The organism is Mesorhizobium sp. (assembly GCF_024509055.1).
Lineage (GTDB): Bacteria > Pseudomonadota > Alphaproteobacteria > Rhizobiales > Rhizobiaceae > Mesorhizobium.
In genome coordinates, this window is sequence record NZ_JANINM010000075.1 from 1 (window position 1) to 18566 (window position 18566).

The 18566-nt window shown below is 63.3% G+C and carries 16 protein-coding genes, 2 tRNA genes and 2 pseudogenes; 5 read left to right on the forward strand and 15 right to left on the reverse strand.

The genetic code is table 11. The annotated features are described in order from the left end of the window. From Q0L57_RS04510 to Q0L57_RS04530, 5 genes and pseudogenes are all read right to left on the reverse strand, one after another. Nucleotides 1–246, reverse strand: a pseudogene (locus Q0L57_RS04510) (ABC transporter permease); the annotation flags it as partial. Then, the gene (locus Q0L57_RS04515; protein ID WP_296738704.1) at nt 243–1190 is read right to left on the reverse strand and encodes an ABC transporter permease; all 948 of its coding nucleotides are present in this window, start codon (nt 1188–1190) and stop codon (nt 243–245) included. The pseudogene Q0L57_RS04510 and the gene Q0L57_RS04515, both read right to left, overlap by 4 nt. A gap of 250 nt (nt 1191–1440) precedes the next feature. Beyond that, nucleotides 1441–2919 (reverse strand): ABC transporter substrate-binding protein, encoded by a 1479-nt coding sequence (locus Q0L57_RS04520; RefSeq protein ID WP_296738706.1) that lies wholly within the window; start codon nt 2917–2919, stop codon nt 1441–1443. Continuing rightward, a complete protein-coding gene (locus Q0L57_RS04525) occupies nt 2916–3143 on the reverse strand; it encodes a hypothetical protein (protein ID WP_296738707.1) in 228 nt (75 codons plus the stop codon). The genes Q0L57_RS04520 and Q0L57_RS04525 overlap by 4 nt, the downstream gene beginning before the upstream one ends. Continuing rightward, nucleotides 3140–4417, reverse strand: a complete 1278-nt coding sequence (locus Q0L57_RS04530) for an acetylornithine deacetylase/succinyl-diaminopimelate desuccinylase family protein (protein ID WP_296738709.1) — start codon at nt 4415–4417, stop codon at nt 3140–3142. Before Q0L57_RS04530 ends, Q0L57_RS04525 begins: the two co-directional genes overlap by 4 nt. Before the next feature lie 258 nt (nt 4418–4675). On the opposite strand from Q0L57_RS04530, the gene Q0L57_RS04535 reads away from it, so the two are divergent. After that, a complete protein-coding gene (locus tag Q0L57_RS04535) occupies nt 4676–5107 on the forward strand; it encodes a L,D-transpeptidase (protein WP_296738711.1) in 432 nt (143 codons plus the stop codon). A gap of 200 nt (nt 5108–5307) precedes the next feature. Further along, nucleotides 5308–6150, forward strand: a complete 843-nt coding sequence (locus Q0L57_RS04540) for a hypothetical protein (protein ID WP_296738714.1) — start codon at nt 5308–5310, stop codon at nt 6148–6150. 132 nt (nt 6151–6282) lie between these two features. Here the strand turns inward: Q0L57_RS04540 and Q0L57_RS04545 are convergent, their stop codons facing one another. The 9 genes and pseudogenes from Q0L57_RS04545 to Q0L57_RS04590 form a co-directional block, all read right to left on the reverse strand. Beyond that, a complete protein-coding gene (locus Q0L57_RS04545) occupies nt 6283–7281 on the reverse strand; it encodes a lipid A biosynthesis lauroyl acyltransferase (RefSeq protein ID WP_296738715.1) in 999 nt (332 codons plus the stop codon). Between the two features lie 5 nt (nt 7282–7286). Further along, on the reverse strand, nt 7287–8315 hold the full coding sequence (locus Q0L57_RS04550; RefSeq protein ID WP_296738717.1) for a zinc-binding dehydrogenase: 1029 nt from the start codon (nt 8313–8315) through the stop codon (nt 7287–7289). A 38-nt stretch (nt 8316–8353) separates the two neighbouring features. Next, nucleotides 8354–9625, reverse strand: coding sequence for a beta-ketoacyl-ACP synthase (locus tag Q0L57_RS04555; protein WP_296738719.1), 1272 nt, complete (start codon nt 9623–9625; stop codon nt 8354–8356). A 14-nt stretch (nt 9626–9639) separates the two neighbouring features. Beyond that, nucleotides 9640–10830, reverse strand: coding sequence for a beta-ketoacyl-ACP synthase (locus tag Q0L57_RS04560; protein ID WP_296738722.1), 1191 nt, complete (start codon nt 10828–10830; stop codon nt 9640–9642). A 52-nt stretch (nt 10831–10882) separates the two neighbouring features. Then, nucleotides 10883–11164, reverse strand: coding sequence for an acyl carrier protein (locus tag Q0L57_RS04565; protein WP_181056006.1), 282 nt, complete (start codon nt 11162–11164; stop codon nt 10883–10885). Between the two features lie 176 nt (nt 11165–11340). After that, nucleotides 11341–12485 (reverse strand): annotated as a pseudogene (locus Q0L57_RS34210) (slipin family protein). Between the two features lie 334 nt (nt 12486–12819). Beyond that, nucleotides 12820–12888, reverse strand: a tRNA-Arg gene (locus Q0L57_RS04580). A 2-nt stretch (nt 12889–12890) separates the two neighbouring features. Beyond that, nucleotides 12891–12964 (reverse strand) — tRNA-OTHER (locus tag Q0L57_RS04585). A gap of 218 nt (nt 12965–13182) precedes the next feature. Further along, the gene (locus Q0L57_RS04590) at nt 13183–13731 is read right to left on the reverse strand and encodes a histidine phosphatase family protein (RefSeq protein ID WP_296738729.1); all 549 of its coding nucleotides are present in this window, start codon (nt 13729–13731) and stop codon (nt 13183–13185) included. 144 nt (nt 13732–13875) lie between these two features. Here Q0L57_RS04590 and Q0L57_RS04595 point away from each other — a divergent pair, with 144 nt between their 5' ends. The 3 genes from Q0L57_RS04595 (at nt 13876) to Q0L57_RS04605 (ending at nt 17576) form a co-directional block, all read left to right on the forward strand. Then, nucleotides 13876–14826: an AEC family transporter gene (locus Q0L57_RS04595; RefSeq protein ID WP_296738732.1), complete on the forward strand. Its 951-nt coding sequence runs from the start codon at nt 13876–13878 to the stop codon at nt 14824–14826. A 171-nt stretch (nt 14827–14997) separates the two neighbouring features. After that, nucleotides 14998–16455, forward strand: a complete 1458-nt coding sequence (locus Q0L57_RS04600; protein ID WP_296738735.1) for an NAD-dependent succinate-semialdehyde dehydrogenase — start codon at nt 14998–15000, stop codon at nt 16453–16455. Nucleotides 16456–16556: 101 nt separating this feature from the next. Further along, nucleotides 16557–17576, forward strand: coding sequence for an aldose epimerase family protein (locus tag Q0L57_RS04605; protein ID WP_296738737.1), 1020 nt, complete (start codon nt 16557–16559; stop codon nt 17574–17576). Between the two features lie 2 nt (nt 17577–17578). Here the strand turns inward: Q0L57_RS04605 and Q0L57_RS04610 are convergent, their stop codons facing one another. Next, nucleotides 17579–18499 carry a sugar kinase gene (locus Q0L57_RS04610; RefSeq protein ID WP_296738740.1) on the reverse strand — a complete coding sequence of 307 codons (921 nt, stop codon included), beginning with the start codon at nt 18497–18499 and terminating at the stop codon, nt 17579–17581. Nucleotides 18500–18566 lie beyond the last annotated feature (67 nt).

An 18566-nucleotide genomic window follows, 5' to 3' on the forward strand; every position in this document is an offset into this window, starting at 1 on the left:
CATGATCATCGACAGGATGTCGCGGCCGAAATGGTCGGTGCCGAACCAGTGCGCCAGCGAAGGCGGTTGCGTCTTGTCGGCGATCACCAGTTTGGTGACGTCGTATGGCGTCCAGGCATAGGAGGCGAGTGCGATCGCCGCCACCAGAACGGTGATGACGAAACCGATCAGGAACGAGCGGTTGCGGAAGGCCTTCCGAAGAATGCTCGCCAGGGTCTCGTCGGGCAGGTCGAGGCGCATCGTCATTGCCGGCCTCTCAGCCTCGGATCGACGATGGCATAGGAGAGATCGACGGCGAGGTTGACGACGATCACGGCGGCGACAAGCAGCATGACCACGCTCTCGACGACGATGAGGTCGCGCTGGGTGATGGCCTGGAACACAAGGCGGCCGAGACCTGGCAGGTAGAAGACGTTTTCGATGATGATGGTGCCGGCGAGCAGGAAGGCGAACTGCAGGCCGAGGATGGTCAGCACCGGGATCAGGGCGTTGCGCAAGGCATGGCGCCACAGCACCGCGCGATAGGGCAGGCCCTTGGCACGCGCCGTGCGGATGTAATCCTCGTTGAGCACTTCGATCAGTGCCGAGCGGGCGACGCGCGCCAGGATCGCCGCCTGCGGCAGCGCCAGCGCGACCGCCGGAAGTATGAGCGACTTCAGAGCCGGCCAGACGCCGGCGGCCCAGCCCGGAAAGCCGCCCGCCGGCACCAGCCGTAGCCAGACGCCGAACATGTAAATCAGCATCAGGGCGAACCAGAAATTCGGCACGGCGACGCCGAGCTGGGCCGCGCCCATCGCGACCGCGTCGCCGGCACGACCCTGCCGGCTGGCGGAAAACAGCCCGACGGGAATGGCGATCGCCGTGGAAAGCGCCAGTGCGATCAGCGCCAGCGGCAGCGAGACGACGATGCGCTCGCGCACCAGATCGATGACGGGCACCGAATAGGTATAGGAGCGGCCGAAATCGAGGCTGAGCAGGCCACCGGCCCAGTGCAGATAGCGCGCCACAATCGGCGCATTCAGCCCCATTTGCTCGCGCAGCAGCTCGACCTGGTCGGCGCTGGCATTGAAGCCGAGCATCAGGCGCGCGGGATCTCCGGGCAGGATTTCCATGACCGCAAACACCACCATCGAGGCCAACACCAGAGTGAGGGCGGCGATGATGAGGCGCTTGAGCAGATAGGTGGTCATGCGAGGGCCGCGGGTGTCGTCTGAGCGACAGCGGGATAAAGGTCGAGTTCGCGCCCACCCCCCTCTGTCCTGCCGGACATCTCCCCCTCAAGGGGGGAGATTGGCAGTTTCCACGTTGTCGACAGTGACCCAGCGTTGGTGATTGGCGAGAGCGTAAATGAGAGCGCAATCTCCCCCCTTGAGGGGGAGATGCCCGGCAGGGCAGAGGGGGGTGCGACGGGACGCAAACTTTGCCTCCGATCAGCAGCCCTTAGTCTGTCCACTTCACCTTGGTCAGATCGTTGGCCGGGATCGGGGCGTTTTCCCACAGGCCCTGGAGCTTGGCGTCCCAGACGCCGACCTTCGGCAGTTCGTAGAGGAAGCCGACCACGGCGTCGTCGGCGAGGATCTTCTGCGCCTCGGCGTACAGTTCCTTGCGCTTGGCTTCGTCCGTGGTCAGCTCCAGATCGGCGATGACCTTGTTGAAGGTCGGGTTGTAGTAATTGAAGTAGTAGTCCTTGCGCGAATAGATATCGATATCGTTCGGCTCGGTGTGGGAGACGATGGTCAGGTCATAGTCCTTCTTGGTGAAAACCTGGTCTAGCCACTGCGCCCATTCGACAGGGATGATCTGCAGGTCGATGCCGACATCACGCAATTGCGATGCGATGATCTCGCCGCCGAGCCGCGCATAGGAAGGCGGCGGCAGCTTCAGCGTGGCCTTAAAGCCGTTCTCGAGTCCTGCCTCCTTGAGCAGTTGCTTGGCCTTGGCAACGTCGTGCGGATAGCGGCCGGTGAGGTCGACATAATATTTGTTGGTCGGCGCCATATGCGAGCCGATCGGCAGGCCGAGCCCGGCCGAAGCGCCGTCGATGATGGCCTTGCGGTCGAGCGCGTAGGAGATCGCTTGCCGGACCTGCAACTTGTCGAAGGGCGGCTTCTTGTTGTTGATCGATAGGATGGTCTCGCCTTCGGTCGCGCCGACCACGACCTTGAAGCGAGGATCGTCCTTGACCTGGGAGACACTGTCCGGGTCGAAGAAGGGGAAGGCCTGGATATCGCCCGAGAGCAGCGCGGGCACCGCGGCGGCGGCGTCGGGAACGATGCGGAACTCGACCTTGTCGAGGAACACGGGGGCACCCCAATAGTGGTCGGACTTCACCAGTTTGATCGACGAGCCCTTGGCCCAGCTCTCGAACTTGAAGGGGCCGGTGCCGATCGGCTTTTCCTTGTTGGTGTCGGCTGATTTCGGTGACACGATCACCGCGTCGCCCCAGCCCATATTGTAGAGGAACGAGCCCTGCGGGTGGCTAAGAGTGATCCTTACGGTCGCCGGGTCGACGACCTCGACCTTGTCGATGGCCGCAAACAGTTGCTTCTGCGCGTTGAGGGAGTTCGCCGCGCGGGCGCGGTCCAGCGAGAACTTCACGTCGTCGGCGCTGAAATCCGCACCGTCGTGGAATTTCACGCCGGTGTGCAGCTTGAACGTATAGACCTTGCCGTCATCCGAGACGGTCCAGCTTTCTGCAAGGTCAGGCAGGACCTCGCTCTTCGGACCGATACGGGTCAGGCCCTCGAATACGTTAGCGTAGGTCACCTCCCTGATTGCCGCGGCAGCGCCGGCCGTCGGATCGAGATGCGGAGGTTCGAGCGGAATGCCGATGACGAGGTCGGTGCGCGCGGCGAGCGCCGACGTGGCGGTCACGAACGCCAGCACGGCAGCGGCCAGAATGGTCTTCCACAGTTTCATCGCCGAACTCCCATCTGCTCGAGCTCCTCCATCCCGATAGAAATCGGGATGGAGCTCGATTTCTGATTGCGCATGATCTTCCCGAAAACCGGTTCCCACTTTTCGGGATCATGCTGCGTGCGCAAACCGGCCGGGATAGAAGCGTGATTTTGCGAACTAGTAAATTGCGTTTCGTGCTGCCGTGCCGCTCGAAGGGAAATGTTTTTGCGCTTCGGCGCGATCATGCGGTCGTGCCGCGCAGCAGCACATTGAGGCCGATCGCCATGACCTTAGCCGACTCCACCATGTCGGCGATGCCCACCCATTCGTCTGGCCGGTGGGCGAGGTCGAGGATGCCCGGACCATAGGCAATGCAGTCAAAGAGATGGCCGATGCGTGCGACATGCTTCTGGTCATAGGTACCCGGCGAGATCACGTAGTCCGGCTCGCGATCGAAAATCGCCATGATGCCTTCGGCGACAGCTTTGACCACCGGCGCATCGCGCTCCGTCATCAGCGGCAGCACCTCCATCAGGTCGCGGATCTCATAGTCGAACTTGCTCCGCTCGCGCTTCAACCGTTCGAGGATGCCGGTGACCTCACCTTTGACCGTATCGAGATCCTCCTCCAGCAGGAAACGTCGATCGATGGTCAACCGGCACCAGTCGGGGACGTTGGGCGAGGGCAGGCCAGGGCGGAAATCCTCGGTTTGGCCGCCATGGATGGAGTTGATGTTCATGGTCGAGCGCCTGGCGCCCTCGGGCACCACGGGCATGCGCGTCACCTTGCGGTCGAGCGCCGGAAACAAGTCATCTTCGAAGGCCTGGAGAACGGCGCCCATATGGCGCACCGCATTGTCGCCCAGGAAGGGCATCGAGCCGTGCGCGATCTCGCCCTTGGTCTCGATCTCGGCCCACCAGACGCCGCGATGGCCGAGGCAGATGCGGTCCTTGTTCAGCGGCTCCGGAATGATGACGTGGTCGACCTTGGGCTTGGAAAAGTATCCGAGCCTGGCCAGATGCGCGACGCCGCCAAAGCCGCCGGACTCTTCGTCGACCGTGCCCGATATTTCAATTGCGCCCGGAAAATCGGGATAGACCTGCATGAAGGCTTCAACCGCAATGATCGAGGCGGCAAGGCCACCTTTCATATCACAGGCGCCGCGGCCATAGACCCTACCGTCCTTCACCACGCCGGCAAACGGGTCGACCGTCCAACCGTCGCCGGCCTCGACCACGTCGATATGCGAATTGAAATGCACGCAAGGGCCTGGCGAGCGGCCTTCGAAGCGGGCAACGACGTTGACGCGCGGATAGCGGTCCGTGTCGCCAGGCGTTCCTTCGGCGCGGATGAATTCGGTTTCGAAACCAAGCTTTCTAAGACGCGCGCCAAGATATTCGGCGCATGGCCGATAAGCTTCGCCGGGCGGATTGACGGTCGGGAAGCGGATCAGATCGGCGGTCAGCGCGACCAGGTCTTCGACCCGGTCATCGACTGCTTCCAGGAGTCGTTCATTCATACGCGGGATTGAAAGAGGAACGCAGCATTTTTGCAAGCAGCCTTGTCGCCATTGTCATCGGGCAACGCGCGCATGGCCCAACGCCATTCTAAACTATCGCGGGTGCGTGTTGCACTGGCAACCATGGCGGGAAATCATTCAAATTAGCCGTATCGGATTGGCGGATTCGTCAAGGAGTGTGTGGTATTTAACGCTCCTGCCGGCAAAATGATGGAAAAAACCACGTGATGGCAGGGGCAATCAAAGGGGTTTGATCGCATGAAAAAGTTCGTTCTCATGGCAGCCGTGCTGGCAACGGCGCTCTTTGGCGCTACGCTGGCGAGTTCCGCGGCGACGCTGGTCGCCAACATTGATGTCTCGACGCAGACGATGACCGTCAGCAAATACGGTCAGGTGCTGTACCGATGGAGCGTCTCCACCGCGCGCAAGGGTTACTTCACGCCGCGCGGCAACTATCGACCGCTGCGGACTGCCCGGATGTGGTATTCGCGCAAATACGATAACTCACCGATGCCATATTCGGTGTTCTTTCACGGCGGCTACGCCATCCATGGCACCGGCGCGGTGAAGTATCTCGGCCGCCCGGCTTCGCATGGCTGCGTGCGTCTCCACACGGCCAATGCCGCGACCTTCTATGCGATGGTGCGCGAAGCCGGTTTCGGCAACACGCGGATCGTCGTGACGAACTGAAATAAGGCAGAGCGATTATCCGTGCGCCGGCGACAGCGATTGCCGCCGGTTAACGATTCCTTACCCCGGGAACGTTGCAGCAAAGCCGCACATGCGCGGGAAACAATGGCTTATCCTGCGGCCGGTATCGCGGAAGCTGGTTTGCATTGCCGTCGCAATGCTAGGGTTCGGGCGTTAATTCTGAAGGCTTGGGGACAACAATGCATCGACTTCTACTTGGCGCCGCAATCGCTGCAACCGCGACTTCGGCTTATGCCGCCGACGCGCCGGTCGTCCTGGATCAGGAACTCGCTCAGCCGCATATCTCCGGCTACGGGGAACTTTATCTAGGCGGTCTCTATGTCTCGGTGCCCGGCGACCACGCGACCGCCACCACAGCGGGCGGAACGGCCCGTGTCAATTTTCCCATCGATGCCCGCTGGAACATCCAGACCGACGCGGTCATCGATTCGGCTTGGGCGCAGGGGCAAAATCTCTACAGCTATGGCGGCGCGATCCATGGCTACTGGCGTGATCCGAGTTCCTATGCACTTGGCGGGTTTGCCACGATCAACGGATTTGGCGGCCAGGACTTCAGCGGTGCTCACTTCTATACCTTCTCGGTCGGCCCTGAAGCCCAGGCCTATTTCGGCAACGTGACGCTTTACGGTCAGGCTTATTATGGCCAGTTGCGCGCGACTGGTGAATCCGACCATCTGGACAATTGGGGCGGTCGGGCCGTGGTTCGCTATTTCGCCCAGGACAATCTCCGCTTTGACGGCGAACTCGGTTTCTCCAGATACTCATTCAGTGGAGACCACCTCGACACCGTCACGGTGGCGCTGCAGGCCATGTATAGGTTTTCGGGAACGCCTTTGTCGGTGTTCGGGCGTTACCAACTGGACCACGAGACCTTCTCCTTCGTTTCGGGTAGCGAGAACGTCCACAAATACGTCATCGGTCTGAGGGCAAGCTTCGGCTCGGATACGTTGCTTGCGGAAGATCGCAATGGAGCGACCATGGACACCTACAGGCCGAATGTCCCGACGCCGGCCATCTTCTAGGGGCGCTCGCTGGCCTAGGCTACCTGGATAACAACGAAGCCGCGAAGGCATGCCTTCGCGGCTTTTGATTTTGGGCCGTCAATCGGTCGATCAGCGGAGCGGCGCCGGCCCTCGGATGCATTTGGGCAAGTATCAACTTTGGGCGATTTTGCTCTCTTTGGCCGGTGCGCGCTTGCGGCGCTGTCCGCCCAGGTCCCAGCGCTTATGGAACCACATCCACTGTCCCGGATCCTCGCGCACCCAGCGCTCGACCACGTCGGCCAGAAGCTGGGTGGTGGCGCGAACGTCGATGCTGCCGTTTCCCGCGCGCGGCAGGTCGAGTTTGTCCTCGATCTCCAGACGGAAGCGGTTGCCCGGCAGCCGAATGCAGCGGGCAGGGTAGACGTCGCAATCGTAGTGGCGGGCAAGCATGCCGAGCACCGGGTTGCTGTGGCACGGCCTTCCGAAGAAGGTCGTCTCGACGCCGCCGGTGAATTTCTGATCAACGAGCACGCCGATGTTGCCGCCCTTTTCGAGGATGGCGGCAAGGGCGAAGGACGCGCCGGTCGAAGAGGGCAGCAGGCCCCCCATGGATGAGCGACGCGTCGAGTGGATGTAGTCGGCTAAATAAGGGTTGTTTGGCGGCCGAAACAGCGCGGTTATGTTCATGCCAAAAGTGGCGGCCGCTACCGGCAGCAGTTCAAAATTGCCGAGATGCCCGGTGAACAGGATATGCGGCTTCTTCTCGCCGGCGATTTCGATGAAATGGTCGATGCCGCGAACCTCGATCCGGCCCCGCTTCGTCGCGTTCGGATCGAAATCGAAGAGGGCATCGAGGAAGATATACTCGGCCGCCAGCCGGGCCATGTTGCCCCACATGTCGGACGCGATTGCCTCGATCTCGGCGTCGCTCTTTTCCGGATAGGCAAGGCGCAGGTTATTCAACGCAACCTTGTGGCGTCCGACCAGCGGGCCGATGCGGCGCGCCACGCGATCGGCGAAATTGAGAGCGGCGTCTGGCGGCAACAGGCGCAGCAGCGAGATCATTGCCATGGCGAGCCGCGCGACAAGCCAATGCTCCATCTGGCGCAGTCGCCGGCCGTAGCGGAACATGAAGTCCCGGCGCGCTTTCTTGAGCACCTTGCCGACCATCCGCCTTAGGAAACGCGCAGGATGATCTTGCCGAACACGTCGCGGCCTTCCATGCGCTTCAGCGCGGTATCGATGTCGTTGAAACCGACTTCGGTATCGATCACCGGAGCGACGAGGCCGGCGGCCATCTTCTGCATGGCATTGGTCATGTTCTCCATGCGGCAGCCGAAAGAGCCGAGCAGCTTCAGCTGCTGTTGGAAGAGCTGCATCAGATTGATCTGCGTCGACACGCCCGAGGTCGAGCCGCAGGTGACGAGGCGGCCGCCGCGCTTCAGGCACAGCATCGAGCCGGCAAAGGTGTCGGCGCCGACATGCTCGAACACGACGTCGACGCCCTTCTTCCTGGTAAGCTTGCGCACGACGCCCTCAAAACGATCCTCGCGGTAGTTGATGACATGGTCGGCACCGAGCGCCTTGGCCTTGTCGATCTTGTCGTTGGAGCCGACCGTGGTGATCACCGCGCAGCCCATGCGCTTGGCCAACTGGATCGCCGCAGTGCCGATGCCCGAGCCGCCGGCATGGACGAGAATGGTCTCACCCGGTTCCAGCTTCGCATTGTCGAACAGCATGTGCTCGACCGTACCGAAGGTGACGGGCGCTACCGCTGCGCCGATTTCGGAGACGCCGGGTGGTGCTGGCACCAGGAGGCGGGCCGGCAGGTTGATCTTCTCCTGCGCGAAGCCGTCGAGGTGGAAACCATGGACACCGGAGACATGCTCGCAGAGATTGTCACGGCCTTCACGGCAGGCGCGGCAAAGGCCGCACGTGCGGGCTCCATAGATCGACACCAACTGACCCGGCAACAGGTTGGAAACGCCGGGGCCAACCGCCTCGACTTCGCCGGAGGCTTCCGCCCCGACGACCAAAGGCAGCTTGCGCTTGGCGAAGGCCATGCCGCGCCAGCCCCAGACATCGATGTGGTTGAGCGCCACGGCCCTGATGCGAAGCGTCACTTCGCCAAGCGAGGGCGGCGGGGGAGGCGGCAGGTCCACCGTTTCAAGACGGCGGTCCTCTATAAGTTGCAAAGCGCGCATTGGGCCTGTCGGATTTGTCTAAGCGGAAAAACGTCCGCTTAGACCGGTTCCCGCGCCATGACAAGGCAGGTGTTCTGGCCGCCGAAGCCGAAGGAGTTCGACAGAACCGTGCCGACTTCGGCGTTGCGCTTCTTGTTCGGCACGACGTCGAGGACGATAGCCGGATCGGGATTGTCGTAATTGATGGTCGGCGGAATGACGCTTTCGCGCATCGTCAGCAGCGAGAACGCGGCTTCAACCGCGCCGGCGGCCGACAGCGTGTGGCCGATCATGGACTTGTTGGACGAGATCGGCATCGAGCCGATGCGCTCGCCGAACACGGTCGACAGCGACAGGTGCTCCATCTTGTCGTTTTCTGGCGTCGAGGTGCCATGCGCGTTGACGTAGTCGATCTCGTCTTCACCTAAGCCCGCGTCGGCGAGAGCGGCGCGCACGGCTGCGATCGCCGGCGAGCCGTCAGGCTTGGAGCGGGTGCGGTGGAAATCGTCGGCCTTTTCCCCGCAGCCTCGCATGATACCGAGGATCGTCGCGCCACGGGCGAGGGCGGCTTCCAGCGATTCCAGCACCAGCGCGCCTGAACCTTCGGCCAGAACGAAGCCATCGCGATCCTTGGAGAAGGGTTTTGAGGCTTTCTCGGGGATGTCGTTGTGGGTGGAAAGCGCGGAAAGCAGTGAGAAGCGGATCAAAGCTTCGGCGGTGGCCGAGCCGTCGGCGCCGATCGACAGCGCTTTGTCGCATTCGCCGCGCCGGATCGCCTCGACGCCAAGCTGGATGGCGGTGGCGCCGGAGGCGCAGGCGGTCGACAGCGTGATCGGCAGGCCGCGGGTGCCGAACCGGTCGGCCAAACGATCGGCGATGCTGCCGAACTGGGTGGTGTCGAAAATGTCGAGTTCCTTCAGACCGCGCGCGACCCTGAGCAGCCTTTCGGCGCCGGCGTCCTGCTTGTCGGAATTGTAGAGCGAGAAGCGGTCGGCCCAGTCGAGCTCGACCGGCGGCGAGGCTAGGAACAGCGGTCCGCCGAAATCGCCGGAATCGAGACCAGCTTCCGAGACGGCTTCCTGCGCCGCCGTTTCGGCAAGCTCATAGGTGAGGGGACTCGCACCCTTGGTGCTCGATGGCAGGAAGTCGACCATACCCGAAATACGGGTGTTGAGTTGGTCGACGGGAAAGCGGGTGATCGGATGGATGCCTGATTTGCCAGAAGTCAGCGCGGCCCAGTTGTCCGCCTTGCCGACGCCGAGCGAGGTGACGACGCCTATGCCGGTGACGGCTACGATCGGCCTGCCCATGTGATCGCGGAGATTGGCCATGCTTACGTCTCTTTCTAAGCGGCTTTAACCAGCCCAAGGCCCTCGAATTGGTGATAGCCGACCGCCGTTGCAAGGACCGAAGTCGGGGCGCCTGCGAATGGGCGCTCCATTGCGGCATCGAAGACAGGGTATGCTGCCTTGCGGTCGACGGCGAGCGCGGCCAGCGCCACGGCAAAGGGGAACTGCGCCTCTTTCATATGGCCCGTCAGCGTGGAGAAGGCACGCGCGGCGAGCGCCGGGTTGGCGTCCAGCGCCTCCTTCTCAGCCGCTGTGGCGGCATGCGCGCCCGACGCGCCGGAAATCGCCAGCAAATCACCATTTGGCAATGCCGCCTGTTTCAGCAGCGCACCGATCTCGGCATTCAACTCACCGCGCCGGCGCCGGGCGCGGACGGAAACCACCGACCCTAACTCGGCGTAGATCCTGCGGCCACGGCTTATCGCGTGCTCACGCTGCTCCAGCACCAGGAAGGCGCCGCCCGAGCCCGTCACCACGCCACCGCCTTCCGCGCCTTGGCGCTGCCAGACCGGTTTCCACGGTCCACGATGCAGGTAGCCTGCGAGCTCATAGCCCAAAAGCATGTCGGAATGCTCAGTCTGGAAGGCGCCGCCGACCAGGACATGCGTCGACTGACCCGAGCGAATGCGCGCGGCGGCCGTCTCGACGGCCGAGACGCCTGCGCCTTCCTCGCCCATGAAGGTGCGGGAGGAGCCGGTGACCTTGTGCACAATCGAGATGTTGCCGGCGAGCAGGTTGGAAAGCTGGGCAAGGAACAGCGTCGGCCGCAGCTCCGTCGTAAGCTTTTCGTTCAGCAGTACGTCACGGTCGTTGCGGCTCTCGGAAGCGGCGAGGATCGCGGCATCGACCGCCTCATCGCGCTCGCCGCCGCCGGCGGCCACCACCATGTCCATGGTGGCGCAAAGCTCGTCATTGCCCTTGATGCCGGCATCGTCCAGCGCAAGCCCGGCGACATAGGTGCCTAGCCGCTGCCACGTCTCCATCTGGCGCTGGTCGCCGCGCTTGGCGATTTGCAGGTTCCAGTCGATCTCGGGCAGAGGGTGAATGGTGTAAGGGGCAAAGCGCGCGGCGTCGAGCACAGGCTCGAGGCCCGGCTGGCTGAGTTTTTGCCAATGCGCATCAGGACCTTCTCCCAGAGAGGAGACAAGGCCGATGCCGGTGATGACGACGTCGTGCGGGCTGCTCATGAGCGGCTTTGTGGGTCAGGTGGGAGAGCGCGTCAAGCTCACGCCCCCAACGTCAGGCCGTCTTGGCCGCGACCAGCGCATCAATCTTCGCGCAGAGGTTCTTCATGACGAAGTAGTCGTCGGTCGAGGCCTTGCCGTCATTGACCTCCTGCGTCCACTTCTCCAGCGGCACCTTGATGCCGAATTCCTTGTCGATGGCGAAGACGATGTCGAGGAAATCGAGGCTGTCGATGCCAAGATCGTCGATGGTGTGGCTTTCAGGCGTGATCGTGTCGATATCGATCTCGCTGGTGTCGGCAATGATCTTGGCGACTTTCTCGAACGTGGTGGACAAGGGCTCTTCCTTCGGTTGCGGGCGGAATCTGTCCGCATCTTGTTTGGGCGCTGTCTAATCGGTTTTTCCGGGCAGGAAAAGGCCGAATGCGCCGGCCGCAGATGGGATGCCGGCTTTGGAACAGCAAGAAGGGCCGCCGGTTGACCCCGGCGGCCCTTCCCGTTGACGCTATCCGCTCAGCCTTCGCGGAGCTTGACCAGGTCGTTGAGCAGCCCGACCGTTCCGTTGTGAACGGTGAGCCGCTCGACCTTGCCGGCGATGGCCTCAAGAGCCTCGAGCTCCTTCAGCCGCAGCATCACCGGGTTCTCGGCCATCACCTTGGCCGTGTTGAGCAGTGAACGCGTGGCGTTCGTCTCCTCGCGGCGCCGGATGACGTTGGCCTCGGCCTGCTTCTCGGCCGAAACCACCTGGTTGAGGATTTCGCGCATCTCGCCCGGCAGGATGACATCCTTGAGGGCGATATCGCTGACCTCGAGACCGATCGCGGCCATGTCGTCACGCACCTTGGCAGCCGCCTCCTCGTCGACCGTCACCTTCTTCTCGAGGATCTGGTCCAGCGTGAGCGCGCCAAGCGTCTTGCGGAAGGCGTACTGCAGGGCGCGGTAGAGGGCTTCCGAGAAGTCTTCACCGTGCTCACCGCCTTGACCGGATCGACGACCCGGTATTCGGCGGCGATGTTGACGCGGATCGTCACGCGATCCTTGGTCAGCACCTCCTGCCCGGCGACATCGAGCGACTGGCGCTTGAGGTCGACGACCTTCACCTGCACCAGGCGCCCGACGTTCCAGAAGGCGTGCACGCCCGCTGCGAGCGTGCGAGCGAAGACGCCATCAATGAACAGCAGGCCGACCTGGCCGTCCACGACCGGATGCAGGAACATGTGTTCCGTCTTCCGGGCCTGGCCGAGCCGGCGCATGACAGCCGCGTCGATCGCGAGATCGGCCGAGGTGTCGATCACCGTCACCTTCCACGGGCCGGCATCCGTCCACAGCACGAGCTTACGATCCGGCGCCAGCACAGCGTGCAGGCCACCGTCCCGCTCGACAACGGCAATGTCGGCGCGCCCGGTGCGGACGACGGTGAAGTGACGCGCGGCCACGTCCGGGAGCTTATCGAACAATGCCTTCTCGTAAGCCGAAACGAATTCCGGGTTCTTCAGGTCGTGCCTGGAGATCTCCAGGTTTCCGCGCCGGTTGGCGAGCCAATGTTCGCCCGGCATTAGGACAGCCTGGATCTCGCCCTTGTAGAGGGCGACGGCACGCTCATTTTCCTTCACGAGGACGCGCTGGCGTCCAAGAACATTTTCGAGAATGGTCTTCATTGTCTTCACTCCTGTCGGGCATGGCCCCATGCGAGGCGTCACGTCATGCGTCGATCGTCCTTTCGTTTCTCGTTTCACGTCGTCTTCCGGGCACGAATGATCCGGAGACCGGTGGCATCCGCGCGAAGCGGGCCTTCGGGAGCGGATCGCGGGGCGGCGAAGCGGGCGCCGGAAGCCGAAGCTTCCCTTGCCGGCCGCGCGGCGCCTTGATCGTCACCGCGGGACGGCCGCAAGCCGATGGCGCAAGACATCGCGACCGGCGAAGCCGAAGCCGTGCCGTCCTCGAAGTCCTCGCATTCCGGTCCCCGGACCGTTTTTCAGATGGCTTAACAGGCCAGTGGAGAAGGAATCGAACCTTCGACAATCAGATTCGTGGTCTGACGCTCTACCAAACTGAGCTATCCGTGGTGCAGAAGGCAGGACTCGAACCTGCGACCTCCGGACCGAAATCCGGCGCTCTACCCCTGAGCTAGATCCGCGTTCCCAACACCCGAAACGGCGCCGTACACAGCGCGGCAAAGCCGTCTGCGCGGGCGGAGACGAAAGCTCCAACCGTTGTGCTCGCTTCGGTTTTCGTGACCGGGAGCGCGCCTATAGACCCTGCGACGGGTTGTCGCAAGCGGCATTGTTGCGGCAAATCCGCGGCTTCTTCCGGTTGTGGTATTTCGGCAACAATAACGTGGGTGCTCAGGCCGAGTTAGAAAGTGACTCGGCCGAGCACCTTGAGGCCGTCGCCCTGAGGCTCGACGACCACCGCTTCGCCTTCGCGCGGCGAGATGCCGGTGAGGGCCACGATGTTCTCCAGATGCGTGACCATGACCAGATTGTCGGAGCCGGAATAGTCACGGATCTCCTTCATCACCGCTGCGATTTGCGCGGCCTTCTCCTGCGGATCGGTCTTGAGCAGGTCGAGCGGTGCGAAGAGTTGCGGCTCGGCCTCGAAGGCGATGCGGGCGGTGTCGAGGCAACGGCAATAGCGGCTGGAGAGCACGCGATCGACGGGCGCCGCACGCGCCGCGAACAAGGCGCCGATCCGGCTCGCCTGCTGCTTGCCGCGCGCCGACAGATTGACCTGGCTGGAGCAGTTGTCGATGTCGAAATTCGCCGGGTCGGTCGTCCCCGTGACGAAGGCGTGGCGCAGCAGCACGACATGGCCGCCCCCGCGCAACAGCGCCCAGCCCGCATCGGTTGCGTGGGCCAGGTTCGGAGCGACAAGAAGGAAAAGGGCCAGGGCAAGTCGTAGCATCACATGTCCTTTGACGGCCCCGGAAAGCCCTGGGTCGTGTTCGGCATATAGGGACCGCAAAGCTGCCTGGAAAACAAGCGGAGCGTCACCGGTGGGCTCGGCGGGCAGATTGCGCGGCAACAAGGGCTCGCCTATCACGAAAAAATGTCGCCGCTTGTCGAAACCGTCCTCTTCGTCTTCAGCCTCGTCGCCCTCGGCTATCTCGCCGGGTTCTCGGGCTATCTGAAGCCGGCGAGCGGCGAGGGCATATCGGAGTTCGCCGTCAACGTGGCGATGCCGCTGCTTCTGTTCCAGACCATGGTGAAGTCGGACTTTCATGGCGTGGCGCCATGGTCCTTGTGGGGGGCCTATTTCACGGCCGTCGCCATCACCTGGGCGGCGGGCCACCTGGTCACGACGCGTATTTTCGGCAGGGACGCCCGAGCAGGGATCGTTGGTGGCGTATCCTCCGCCTATTCCAACGTGGTGTTGCTTGGCGCGCCCTTCATCCTCGGCATATTTGGCCCGAGCGGCTTCGAGGTTTTGTCGCTGCTCGTCTCGGTCCATCTGCCGATCATGATGATGGCCTCGATCGTGCTCTTCGAGATGTTCGGGCGGGGCAGCGGGCAAGCGGTGCATCCGTTGCGCGTGATCAGGAGCTTCCTCAAGCGGTTGCTCGTCAATCCGCTGATCATCGGCATCCTGGCCGGGCTCGCTTGGCGCCTCGCCGGCACGCCGTTGCCTGGGCTTATCGAGCGCCTGGTCGACGCCCTGGCCGATACCGCCGGACCTGTGGCGCTGTTCGCCATGGGGCTCAGCCTGCGTCGCTTCGGCATCTCCGGCAATGTCCGGCCAGCGCTGGCGCTGTCGGCATTGAAACTGTTCCTGATGCCGGCGCTGGTGCTGGTTTTCGTCTGGCTGCTTGGCCTGCCGCCGCTGACGGCAAAGGTCGCGGTGGTCGTCGCCGCGCTGCCGTCCGGCATCAATTCCTATCTGATCGCCGTGCAGTTCAACACCGGGCAAGCGCTGGCGTCGAACCAGATGACCATCGCCACCGCGAGCGCGGTGCTGACGACCTCGTTCTGGCTGACCGTGGTCGTCCACATCTTTGGCTAGACGCGCGGCCGGCAGGCGCTCGCTTTTTCTGGCCCAACCCCTATATGCCATCTTGTGATTGCCTGCCCGCATTTCCCTAGGTAAGAGCAATGCGCCAGCGTGTGGCCACCTGCACGCTCCCACGGACATCCAGAGAAACGGCCGATCAACGCGCCGAACGGAGGCCAGACCATGCTTCAGAAAACCAGTCATTTCATGCGCCAGGCCAATCTCATCAATGGCGAGTGGGTGCAGGCCGACAGCGGCCAGACCGTCGACGTCAATAACCCGGCCACCGGCCTCAAGATCGGCACCGTGCCGAAGGCCGGCAAGGCGGAAACCCGCCGCGCCATCGAGGCCGCCGACGAGGCCTTCAAGAGCTGGCGCAAGACCTCCGCCCTCGAGCGCTCGAAGCTCTTGCGCAAGCTGCACGACGCGATCATGGACAATCAGGACGTGCTGGCCGAACTGCTCACCATCGAGCAGGGCAAGTCGCTGTTCGAATCCAAGGGCGAGATCGGCTCGGCCGCGGCCTACATCCTGTGGTTCGCCGAAGAGGGTCGTCGCACCTATGGCGACATCGTGCCATCGCCCTGGGCCGACCGACGCATCCTGGTGACCAAGGAGCCCGTGGGCGTCATCGCCGCCATCACGCCGTGGAACTTCCCGTCCTCTATGCTGGCCCGCAAGCTTGGACCGGCGCTGGCGGCGGGCTGCACCGCGGTGGTCAAGCCTGCCTCGCAGACGCCTTATTCCGGGCTCGCCTGGGGCGCGCTTGCCGAGGAAGTCGGGTTCCCCAAGGGCGTCGTCAACATCCTGACCGGCTCGGCCGGCGAGATCGGCGACGAGATCTGCGCCAATCCGCTGGTCAAGAAGATCACCTTCACCGGCTCGACCGAGGTCGGCAAGATCCTGATCCAGAAGTCGTCGACGACGGTCAAGAAGGTGTCGATGGAGCTCGGCGGCAACGCGCCGTTCCTGGTCTTCGACGACGCCGACATCGATCGCGCGGTCACCGGAGCCATCACCGCCAAGTACCGCAATTCCGGCCAGACCTGCGTGTGCACCAACCGCTTCCTCGTCCAGGCGGGCGTCTATGACAAGTTCGTCGAGAAGCTCGCTGCCGCCAGCAACAGCCTGAAGGTCGGCTCGGGCCTCGAAGAGGGCGTGCAGCAGGGACCGCTGATCGACGAGAAGGCGGTCGAGAAGGTCGAGGAATTCATCGCCGACGCGACGTCGAAGGGCGGCAAGGTCGTCGCCGGCGGCAAGCGCCATGCGCTCGGCGGTTCGTTCTTCCAGCCGACGGTCATCGCCGACGCGACGCCGAAGATGCGCTTCATGAAGGAAGAGATCTTCGGACCGATCGCGCCCGTCTTCAAGTTCGAGACCGAGGAAGAGGCGGTCGCCTTGGCCAACGATACCGAGTTCGGGCTTGCATGTTATTTCTACACGGGCGACCTCGGCCGTGCCTTCCGCGTGATGGAAGCGCTGAAATACGGCATGGTCGGCGTCAACGAGGGCCTGATCACCACACCAGAGGCGCCGTTCGGCGGCGTCAAGGAATCGGGCCTCGGCAAAGAAGGCGGCCATCAGGGCATCGAGGATTATCTCGACACCAAATATGTCTGCATCGGCGGCCTCGGCCTCTGACAGCCATCCACGGAACAGGGGCAGGCGCCGCGCCTGCCCTTGCCGGACGATAGCAAGCCGGCCTAAATCCATGGATCGATGAACTGTTTTCGGGCAAGGCGATGAAGGACGGCGAGGTCTTCGGCACAACGCAGGCTGGCGAGGCCGTGCGCCGTTTCACCATCCGCGGCGGAGGCTTGACCGCCAATATCATCGGCCTCGGCGCCATCGTCCAGGATCTCAGGCTGACCGGCCACGACGCGCCGCTGGTGCTGGGCTACGACCGCTTCGATCCCTACGAAACCGACCGCGCCTATTTCGGCGCCGTGGTCGGCCGCTTCGCCAATCGCATTCGTGACGGGCGCTTCACCATCGCCGGCAACCGCTACCAGACCGAACGCAATTTCCTGGGCAAGCATACGCTGCATGGCGGCTCGGAAGGCTACTTCCACCGACCGTGGGCCGTTTCACTGCATGGCCGCGATTTCGTGACGCTGACCCTGCACGATCCGGACGGCACGATGGGCTTTCCCGGCGCGCTGGAGGTGACCTGTACCTACAGGCTGAAGATCCCGGGCACGCTCAGCATGGAACTGACCGCCACCTGCGAGGAGCCGACGGTCTGCAACCTGGCGCAGCATTCCTACTTCAACCTTGACGATGGCGGGGCCGGCGACATCCTCGATCATCGGCTGATGCTCAATGCCGCCGCGTATACGCCGACCGACGACGAGATGATCCCGACCGGCGCGGTGAAGCCTGTCGACGGCACGCCCTATGACTTCCGCCAGGCGCGGCCGTTGCGCATGGAGACGGAAGGCGAGCAGCTTCGCTACGACCTGAACTACTGCCTGGCCTCCACGCGTGGACCGCTGCATCAGGCGGCCTGGGCGCAGGGCGCCAATTCCGGCGTCGAGATGGAGGTCTGGACCACTGAGCCCGGCCTGCAGCTCTACATCGGCCAGTATGTCGCGCCCTCGTCGCCCGGGCTCGATGGGCGGCGTTACAAGGCGTTTTCAGGCTTCTGCCTCGAGGCGCAGACGTGGCCCGACGCGCCGAACCGGCCCTATTTCCCACAGGCCACGCTGTGGCCGGGCCAGATTTACCATCAGGTCACCGAGTATCGGTTCAGGCTACCCTAAATCTAAACCCCGAATGCGGCCCTCAGTGTCTCGAACGGCGCCAGTGCGCCGCGCACCTGCACGACAGCGGCGGCCACCTGATGCGCGCGCCGGGCCGCGTCGGCCGGCGGATGGCCGGCGAGCCGGGCGGCGAGGTAGCCGCCATTGAAAGAATCGCCGGCGCCTGTGGTGTCGACGGGCGTGGCGACGTGTACCGCTTCGACGTTCTGCGAGGCGCCGTTGGCGGCAATCAACGCCGGCTGCTCGCCATTCTTGACGACGATCTCGCCGACGAGCTTTCCGAAACGTTCTGCTGTCGCCTCCGGCGTCTCGTCCTCGAACAGCATCTGTTCGTCGGGAAAGGTCGGCAACGCCATGTCGGTGACGGCAAGCGCTTCGACGATCGCTGCCTGCGCGGTCTCACGGTTTTGCCAGAGCCGGGGACGATAGTTTGGGTCGAAAGCGACGAGCGAACCGGCGGCGCGGGCTGTCTCGACGGCTGAAAGCAAGGTTTTCCGAGCGGCGGTGTCCAGGATTGCCAGGGTGATTCCGGAAAAATAGACAAGCGCCTGGTTTGAAAGGCTCTTCGCCAATGCTGCGGGGTCCGAAGCCAATTGGCGCGCCGCCGCGTCCGCGCGCCAGTATGTGAAGGCACGTTCCGCGCCGGTCAGCGTGATGGCGTAAAGGCCGGGCCTTGCGCCCGAAATGAGCGGACTGCCGCCGATGCCGATTCCGTTCTGCGAAAAGAAATCGATCTGGTCGCGCGAAAAAGGGTCGTCGCCGAAGGCCGAGACATAAGTCGCCGGACGGTCAGGAGTCAGCGCATGCAAGGCCCAAAGCGTGTTGAAGGTGTCGCCGGCAAAGCCCATGCGCCAGTTGGAGCCCGCCTGGCCCGACAGTTCGAGCATGCATTCGCCGATCGACGCGACACCATTTGCAGCCATGCAGTTCCGCCTCCTGAGATTTTGCTGCTGTAGCTTTTTGCAGCCGGCGGCGCCATGCTTGGCTAAG

What these genes read in the sequence shown, in the direction of transcription:
- Q0L57_RS04515 (WP_296738704.1), bottom strand. Translation starts at nt 1,190, where the DNA reads ATGACCACCTATCTGCTCAAGCGCCTCATCATCGCCGCCCTCACTCTG.
- Q0L57_RS04520 (WP_296738706.1), bottom strand. Translation starts at nt 2,919, where the DNA reads ATGAAACTGTGGAAGACCATTCTGGCCGCTGCCGTGCTGGCGTTCGTG.
- Q0L57_RS04525 (WP_296738707.1), bottom strand. Translation starts at nt 3,143, where the DNA reads ATGATCGCGCCGAAGCGCAAAAACATTTCCCTTCGAGCGGCACGGCAG.
- Q0L57_RS04530 (WP_296738709.1), bottom strand. Translation starts at nt 4,417, where the DNA reads ATGAATGAACGACTCCTGGAAGCAGTCGATGACCGGGTCGAAGACCTG.
- Q0L57_RS04535 (WP_296738711.1), top strand. Translation starts at nt 4,676, where the DNA reads ATGAAAAAGTTCGTTCTCATGGCAGCCGTGCTGGCAACGGCGCTCTTT.
- Q0L57_RS04540 (WP_296738714.1), top strand. Translation starts at nt 5,308, where the DNA reads ATGCATCGACTTCTACTTGGCGCCGCAATCGCTGCAACCGCGACTTCG.
- Q0L57_RS04545 (WP_296738715.1), bottom strand. Translation starts at nt 7,281, where the DNA reads ATGGTCGGCAAGGTGCTCAAGAAAGCGCGCCGGGACTTCATGTTCCGC.
- Q0L57_RS04550 (WP_296738717.1), bottom strand. Translation starts at nt 8,315, where the DNA reads ATGCGCGCTTTGCAACTTATAGAGGACCGCCGTCTTGAAACGGTGGAC.
- Q0L57_RS04555 (WP_296738719.1), bottom strand. Translation starts at nt 9,625, where the DNA reads ATGGCCAATCTCCGCGATCACATGGGCAGGCCGATCGTAGCCGTCACC.
- Q0L57_RS04560 (WP_296738722.1), bottom strand. Translation starts at nt 10,830, where the DNA reads ATGAGCAGCCCGCACGACGTCGTCATCACCGGCATCGGCCTTGTCTCC.
- Q0L57_RS04590 (WP_296738729.1), bottom strand. Translation starts at nt 13,731, where the DNA reads ATGCTACGACTTGCCCTGGCCCTTTTCCTTCTTGTCGCTCCGAACCTG.
- Q0L57_RS04595 (WP_296738732.1), top strand. Translation starts at nt 13,876, where the DNA reads ATGTCGCCGCTTGTCGAAACCGTCCTCTTCGTCTTCAGCCTCGTCGCC.
- Q0L57_RS04600 (WP_296738735.1), top strand. Translation starts at nt 14,998, where the DNA reads ATGCTTCAGAAAACCAGTCATTTCATGCGCCAGGCCAATCTCATCAAT.
- Q0L57_RS04605 (WP_296738737.1), top strand. Translation starts at nt 16,557, where the DNA reads ATGAAGGACGGCGAGGTCTTCGGCACAACGCAGGCTGGCGAGGCCGTG.
- Q0L57_RS04610 (WP_296738740.1), bottom strand. Translation starts at nt 18,499, where the DNA reads ATGGCTGCAAATGGTGTCGCGTCGATCGGCGAATGCATGCTCGAACTG.